The 6274-nt window shown below is 57.3% G+C and carries 10 protein-coding genes; 3 read left to right on the plus strand and 7 right to left on the minus strand.

Going from position 1 to position 6274, the window contains the following annotated elements:
* The 4 genes from FGA82_RS26115 to FGA82_RS26130 form a co-directional block, all read right to left on the minus strand.
* The coding region (locus tag FGA82_RS26115) for a hypothetical protein (RefSeq protein ID WP_141129326.1) at nucleotides 1-228 on the minus strand (228 nt) is incomplete at its 3' end.
* A gap of 75 nt (nucleotides 229-303) precedes the next feature.
* A complete protein-coding gene (locus tag FGA82_RS26120) occupies nucleotides 304-669 on the minus strand; it encodes a hypothetical protein (protein WP_141129327.1) in 366 nt (121 codons plus the stop codon).
* Entirely contained in the window at nucleotides 666-1139 is a 474-nt protein-coding gene (locus FGA82_RS26125; protein ID WP_141129328.1) for a YmfL family putative regulatory protein, read from the minus strand. The genes FGA82_RS26120 and FGA82_RS26125 overlap by 4 nt, the downstream gene beginning before the upstream one ends.
* 29 nt (nucleotides 1140-1168) lie before the next feature.
* On the minus strand, nucleotides 1169-1369 hold the full coding sequence (locus FGA82_RS26130; RefSeq protein ID WP_041074619.1) for a DNA-binding protein: 201 nt from the start codon (nucleotides 1367-1369) through the stop codon (nucleotides 1169-1171).
* 92 nt (nucleotides 1370-1461) lie between these two features.
* Between FGA82_RS26130 and FGA82_RS26135 the strand changes: the two genes are divergently transcribed.
* Both FGA82_RS26135 and FGA82_RS26140 read left to right on the plus strand, forming a co-directional pair.
* Complete coding sequence (locus FGA82_RS26135) at nucleotides 1462-1809, plus strand: helix-turn-helix domain-containing protein (protein ID WP_141129334.1); 348 nt, start codon at nucleotides 1462-1464, stop codon at nucleotides 1807-1809.
* Between the two features lie 102 nt (nucleotides 1810-1911).
* Nucleotides 1912-2094: a hypothetical protein gene (locus FGA82_RS26140; protein WP_141129329.1), complete on the plus strand. Its 183-nt coding sequence runs from the start codon at nucleotides 1912-1914 to the stop codon at nucleotides 2092-2094.
* Between the two features lie 55 nt (nucleotides 2095-2149).
* Here FGA82_RS26140 and FGA82_RS26145 read toward each other — a convergent pair whose 3' ends face one another.
* The 3 genes from FGA82_RS26145 to FGA82_RS26155 all read right to left on the minus strand — a co-directional run bounded on the left by FGA82_RS26145 (nucleotide 2150) and on the right by FGA82_RS26155 (nucleotide 5306).
* On the minus strand, nucleotides 2150-2407 hold the full coding sequence (locus FGA82_RS26145; protein WP_141129330.1) for an ogr/Delta-like zinc finger family protein: 258 nt from the start codon (nucleotides 2405-2407) through the stop codon (nucleotides 2150-2152).
* Between the two features lie 75 nt (nucleotides 2408-2482).
* Complete coding sequence (locus tag FGA82_RS26150; protein WP_171057361.1) at nucleotides 2483-3352, minus strand: phage portal protein; 870 nt, start codon at nucleotides 3350-3352, stop codon at nucleotides 2483-2485.
* Complete coding sequence (locus FGA82_RS26155) at nucleotides 3264-5306, minus strand: terminase large subunit domain-containing protein (RefSeq protein ID WP_141129332.1); 2043 nt, start codon at nucleotides 5304-5306, stop codon at nucleotides 3264-3266. The genes FGA82_RS26150 and FGA82_RS26155 overlap by 89 nt, the downstream gene beginning before the upstream one ends.
* 162 nt (nucleotides 5307-5468) lie before the next feature.
* Between FGA82_RS26155 and FGA82_RS26160 the strand changes: the two genes are divergently transcribed.
* Nucleotides 5469-6274 (plus strand): GPO family capsid scaffolding protein (locus FGA82_RS26160; RefSeq protein WP_141129333.1); only part of this gene is annotated, 806 nt, incomplete at its 3' end.

Below are 6274 nucleotides of genomic sequence, written 5' to 3' on the forward strand. Positions count from 1 at the left end.
CACTGCTTTGAGGCTGAGGGATAGGGCGGCCATCAGGCGCTTCTGGGCCGCCATCACCGGAGTTCTTTCGAGGATTGAGCTGTGCCGTCTTTTTTGCGGGACATACCGGTATTCATCCGCGTACCAGTAGTCGTTGAGGCTCAAGCGGTACTGCTCACGCATCGCAGCCAGAAGTGCTTCGGCCTCTGCAGGTGGCAGCTGGGTGGTCAGAATTACGGCGTTTCCCATCTTGAAACCTCGATTTCGGGCGCAGCTCACCCAAACCCACGGAGTGCGGGGCAGGCGTTTGTGTGAGGGTTGGTGTTACGAGTTGGCTAAGCGAAAGCGGCCAAGGTCTGGCGCGTTGATGATTCGCTCATAGATGAGGCTGACCGGTACGGCCCATTGTCGGCCGGTGACGGGATCAACGATCACGGTATGCGTCGATGTGCTGCTTTGGATGTTCAGGCGTTGCTGATCGCTAACGGCGACCATGGTGGTGCCTGCCAGGTGAACGATTTTTTCAGCGACCTGCGTTTGCACGTCGTAGTCTGCAACCAGGTGTTGAACAGCCCGGCTGAACAGTTGCTGATCGTCGCTCAGGTGTTCGCAGTGGTGACGCTCAAGAAACGACAGCGCGGCGCTCTGCAGGACATCCTGGTATTCCGGTACCGCAGACAAACTGTTCATTGAGCTTTTCCTGCGCGGTAGAGAGCGATAGCAGCCAGCACTTCTGCGTGCCTTGCTGCTACGTGGAGGTTATGCGCGTCCATGATGAATTCGGCTTCTTCATCACTGATCGAACCGTCTTCAAGAGCGGCTGCAATCGCTTGATCAACACACCCTCGCTTTGCAGAAACCTGCACCGAGCGTGTGTAAAGTTCGACATTGTCGAGCGTTTCAGGATCGGCCACCGGTACGAACAGTCCCCCATACATCGAGGCGACGTAAGTGGGGAAGTGCTGAGTTCCACAGTCCTGCTCCAGGGTGAAAACTTGTGAGTCGTTGAGGGGACTGCAGCCAGCATTTTCGTAGGCATGGTTGTCGAATTTTTTGAGCTTCATACCCAAGCGCGCAGCAGCGGCTTCGCGTCCGCCTGTGTAACTGCGGATGATCTCGCTCATGACTTCTTTGCGGGTGTTTAGGATTAGGCTTTTCATCTTCTACTTTTCCCTGTTGAACGCTGGTACTACTGTTCGATGACGCCGTCTTTAATTCCCAACAGCACGGCGGCGCGATGTGCCTCCCCACGGCGACCTTTGATACGACCGTTCAATAGGTCGCTGACTAAGTTTTTGTTCAGTCCATGCTTGCGACTGAACTCCGCAATGCTGACGCCTTTTCGATCGAGAGCCGCCCGGGCTTGCTCATGTGTAACGGTGGCGGGCATAGTGTTCCCTCTGTTCGTTTGTGTTTGTTTGCGTTTGTCTGTGGTGATTCTTGGTCAAAAAAATGATCAAGTCAATAGTGGTGACTAAAAAAATGCTCATAGCGGATCGGGTCGGTGAACGCCTCAGGGAAGAGCGCGAGCGCTTGGGGTTAAATCAAACAGATTTTGGCGTCCTACTTGGGGTTAGTAGGGGAACGCAAAAGAACTATGAACTGGGTGCTAGCTCCCTAGATCTTCGATATGTGACTGCCCTTGAGGGACAGGGCATAGACGCGGCATATGTGCTTACGGGCCGGCGCTCCACTCCCTTGGGCCAACTTTTTAGCCCTTCGGAGGAACAATTGATCATGCAGTTCAGATCGATCTCTGATGACGATCAAAAAGCGATTCGTCGCTTCCTCGAAGCCATGGCCGACGACGCTGCCCGGCACCGGTCTTAACTCGAAACAAAGTCATACCTCCATTGAGGGAAATCCTCATTCCACGGCCGTATGCCACGCTCCATAAAGCCATCTCAGCTATGCACTTATGGAGTAGGAAGCATGTTGGATTGCAAGAAGAATGATCATGCGGCGTTCGAAAATACGTTCGATACATACGGACTCACCCGCTTCGAACGCCGTTTGATCGATCTATATCGCCGATTGAGTCAGGTCGAACAGCAGCACCTCCGCCGAGTTGCCGAGATACTGGCCGTCAATCCAAAGGAGCCGGTAGGGGGCTGAACCTCATCGGTTGAGTGATCCAGATCGCCGACGCTTCCGCGTTGGCGGTTTGCCGCTACGCCACCGCTTGCGATCCCAACTGTTCGAAAAGCTCCCGCTGCTTCGCCCTTGGCATCTCGCGCAAGCGATCGATCAGCATCCGTTCGAATGTCTGCGATGACGGGCTGAGCGTGTGCGAGAACGTCAGATTGGCCACCCATGTGTGCCCGCACTTTGCGTCCAGGCACTGGCAGTAAAGTTTTACAAAGGCTCTGGTTATCTCTTCCCGCGAGGCAATCCGGCCCTTGTGTCCGCAATTGCATACAACTCTCATTGTGTCCCTCCCCAGGGGCAGCTGATTGCCGCCATTTTGCCACAATCTGTAGTGGTATTGTCTCTGGTATCCGACTCATGTAGTGGTATCAACTGCATATTGTGCAAGTTTCCAGCTAAAGCGCCTGTCTTCGCGAAGCCTGTCATTCAGTTGGTTGAACAGCTGACAGATCGGCCGTATTTCGTTACTCGTGTACACCCGATCGATCTTTTCGATGTCCCCAAAACCGCCGGTGTTTTCCGGGATGATGCCGGCCAGTGCAGGGTTCATGCGCCAGGCGGCGATGACGTCGTTGCGGGTGATGTTCTTCACCTTTTCCAGCTCGTCTTTGGCCTGGAAGTCGCCCACGGGGATGATCTGGATCGCGTTCTCCTTGCCGTTGGGGATGTTGACGAACATCGAGCGGAAGTTGCCCACGCCCTTGCTGGCACTGATCTGTGCGCGCAGCTCGTCCTCGTCCTCTTCGGTCAGGTCAGGATCGTTGGTGTAGAAGATGTAACCGGCGTGCGCACCGTTGCTGTAGTACCGACGGCGGAAGAGGGTGGCCGCCTCATTGAGCAGCAGCGCCTGCAGACCGCCCAAGTAGTCCGGGATCCCGTAAATGTTCTGTTCCACGTCGTAGTCCAGGACGTGGGAGATCTCGTGTTGTTCGAACTCCATTTCCTTGTTGTCGGGCAGCAGCATCACGAAACCGCCGTCGACCTTTACCCGCATGTTGATCGCCGGAAGGTGCTGCAGCTCCAGCACTTCGCCGAATGCATTGGTGTCGTTGTAGAAATACGCTTCGCCAAACACCATGTAGTCCAGCCCGGCGCGCCCCATCGTCTCGGTGCTGCAGCCGGCCGAGGGGATGAATTCACGCAACAGCAGGTTGCGTTTGAATTTTGGAATGGCGCCGTGGTGCGCATTGGCGCGCAGCAGCTTCGCCAGACCAGCCCGTGACACCGGAGGTTTGTAGATCTTGCCGTCGTCGCTGGGGAACACGCCCACGTACTCGCCGATATTGCCGGACAGCACCTGTTCCGGCTCCCCGAACGTAAACGAGCGCATCGGTTGCTGCGTTGGTTGGGCTACGTGTTGCTTTCTGCGCTTGCGATTGGCCATGGCTGCTCTGGTTACTCGTGACGTAGCGGCTGCGACGCCGCTTGTTGGTGTTCAAAGGTTCGTTGGCCAGGGCGTGCATCACCGCCCAAGCAATGTCGGCGTGGCCGGTGGCGTCGGTACGCGAGGCGCTGTAGGTGATCTGGCCACTGTTGGTGGTGCCGCGCTTGATAGTCAGGAACGCCTGGGCGATGTCGGTCCATCCGGCATCCCACTCGATGCGGCTGCCTTGGATCGTGTCCTGGGCTTTGAGCACCAGTGCGTTTTTCGCCTCAAGGCTGTAATGAATCGGCGTCGCTTTTGCGTAGAAGTCGCGCACCAGATCGAACACGCCGTAACCCACGCCGGTGACATCGATGCCGATGTGCTGGACGTTAAAGCGCTCGGTCAGCTTCTTGACCTGTGCAGCCTGGTAGGTGAACGAGTGGCCACGCCAGCTGTGTTTCTCCAGAATGCGGAACTTCGCCCCGGGTTCGAGTGGCGGCGCGATGACCACACAGGTGGCGTCGTCGCGGGTGCGGCTTGGGTCGTAGCCCAGCCAGACCGGACTGTTGCCGAATGGCCGATCCAGATCCGGGTTGTAGTCTTCCCACAACGAGAGATCCGAGTAGCAGCGTTCCAGATCCTTGAGACTGAATGCGCTTTGGGTGCTGTCGATGAACTTGCAGTAGAACAGCTGCTGAAATTTGTCTTCGTCGTACTCCAGCTGCAACTGCTCCAGATCGAACAGATCGCAGCCGCCGGCGATCGCATCGTCCAGGGTGATCGTCTTGCGCCACTGGCCGTCCGGACACAGCGCGCCCTGGGTGTAAGCCGCTTCGCTCGGCCACACACCACCGGCTTTCTTGCCGCGTTTGCTGTTGCGAAATTCCTCGCCCGACCAGAATGGGTACGCCTGGTGCGACACGGCGCTGGGCGTCGAGAAATAGGTTTTGCGCCACTTCTTGTGGGTGCCCATGGCGCTGGCCACGGTGCTGAGTTTTTCGAAGTCGCGGATCCAGAAATATTCGTCCACATAGACGTGGCCGTGGTAGCCCTGGGCGGTGCTGCTGTTGGTGCTGAGAAAGCGCAGTTCGGCGCCGTTACTCAGTGTGATCGGATTACCCGTAAGCTCGATGCCGAACCACTGCTGGGCGAACTGGATGATGTAACTACGGAAGATCTCGGACTGCGATCGGCTGGCTGACAGGAACACCTGGTTGTCACCGCTCAACACGGCGTCCATGAACGCTTCGCCGGCGAAGTAGTAGGTCAGACCGACCTGACGGCTTTTGAGGATGTTCCGTACACGGCGGGTCAGCGGGTTCTGTTTCGCCTCGAACAGCTCTTTCTGGTAGCCGTACATTTTCGAGATGAACTTATCCAGGAAGTCCACTTCGGTCAGGCCGCTGATGTCGTTTTTTACCTTCTTTTCCCGCTTCTTGCCGCCGCCCTCGCCACGCTCACGACGTTGACCTGGCTGGCGTTCGCGAGGCTCCTCCGGACGGTCTGAAGGCGCCGCCGGCGCTGGTTTGGCCGCCAGTTTTTTCAACCGCTCAAGCAGGCTCGTCAGCCGCTCCAGTTCGTCCAGTTCGGCTTTCGTCAGCGGATCGATCTTTTCCAGGATCAGAGTGATTCGCCGGTTGACCGCGCTCAACGGTTCTTCATCCGTGAGCATCTCGTCCCAGCCGCCTTGGCGGATCCAGTAATAGACGATGCGGATGTTGGGCAGCTTCAAATGCGCCTGTATTTCCTTCACCGAACAGCGGCGCAGGTAGAGGCGTTTTGCGGCTTCTTTGACTTCGGTCGGGTAGTTCATGGGCCGCAGTCTATGCGGCGAAAACCCCGGAAACGCGGGGTTAAATTCCGCAAACCTCCTAGATCGTGAAAATAGGAGGAAAGTAAAAGCAAAGCGTTTGTTTGGTGTTCTTCGGCTCCCTATCGTGGCGGCTCAAACCACCGATTTAGCGCAGAAACGCCAATGCCCCGTTCCCTTGTTTCTTTCTGGAAACGTGTAGCCACCAGCGGCCCGACCGTCGATGGTCGCGAGATCCTTCCCCAGGAACTGCGCGACATCGCCGAGACCTACACGCCGACTTTGTACACCGCTGTTATCTGGTGTGAACACGAACGCTGGTTCGGATCCCACGGAACGGTTTTCGCTGTGCGCCTGGTCGAGGAGGGCGACGATCTGGAACCTGGCCAAGTCGCCCTTGAAGCGCAACTGAAGCCAAACGACAAGCTGCTGCGCCTGAATGACGCCGGCGAAAAGCTGTTCACCAGCATAGAGATCAAGCCGAATTTCCGGGGCCGTGGCAAAGCCTACATGACCGGTATCGCCGTCACCGACGAACCCGCCAGCGTCGGCACGCAAGAACTCTATTTCTCCAGCCGCACCAGCCGCGATGCGTACTACGCCGCCTCCCAAGAACTCGGCCCTCTGCGCGAAACCGAAGCGCAGGGCGAGATTGGCCGCCTTGTCGGCATGTTCACCCGCCTGTTCAAGCGTTTCGGCATTGATGACACCGCCGCCGAAACCACTCCGCAAACCCCAACCGAGAGCAAACCCCCAATGGATGAAGCTACCGCCACGGCTTTGAAAGCCCTGCTGGCCCAGCTGCTGGTCGTCGCCGCCGGCATTCAGGCCGTGATTGAGCCTGCGGCCGAAGACGCACCAGAACCCGATCAAGCCCCTATTGATGACGTAACTGACGCAGTGAACGACATCGTCACCACTGCCGAAGAAGAGCGCGAATTCAAGCGCAGCGGCGGCAGTTCCAACAAAGC

This window comes from Pseudomonas fluorescens (assembly GCF_005938625.1).
Lineage (GTDB): Bacteria > Pseudomonadota > Gammaproteobacteria > Pseudomonadales > Pseudomonadaceae > Aquipseudomonas > Aquipseudomonas fluorescens_BD.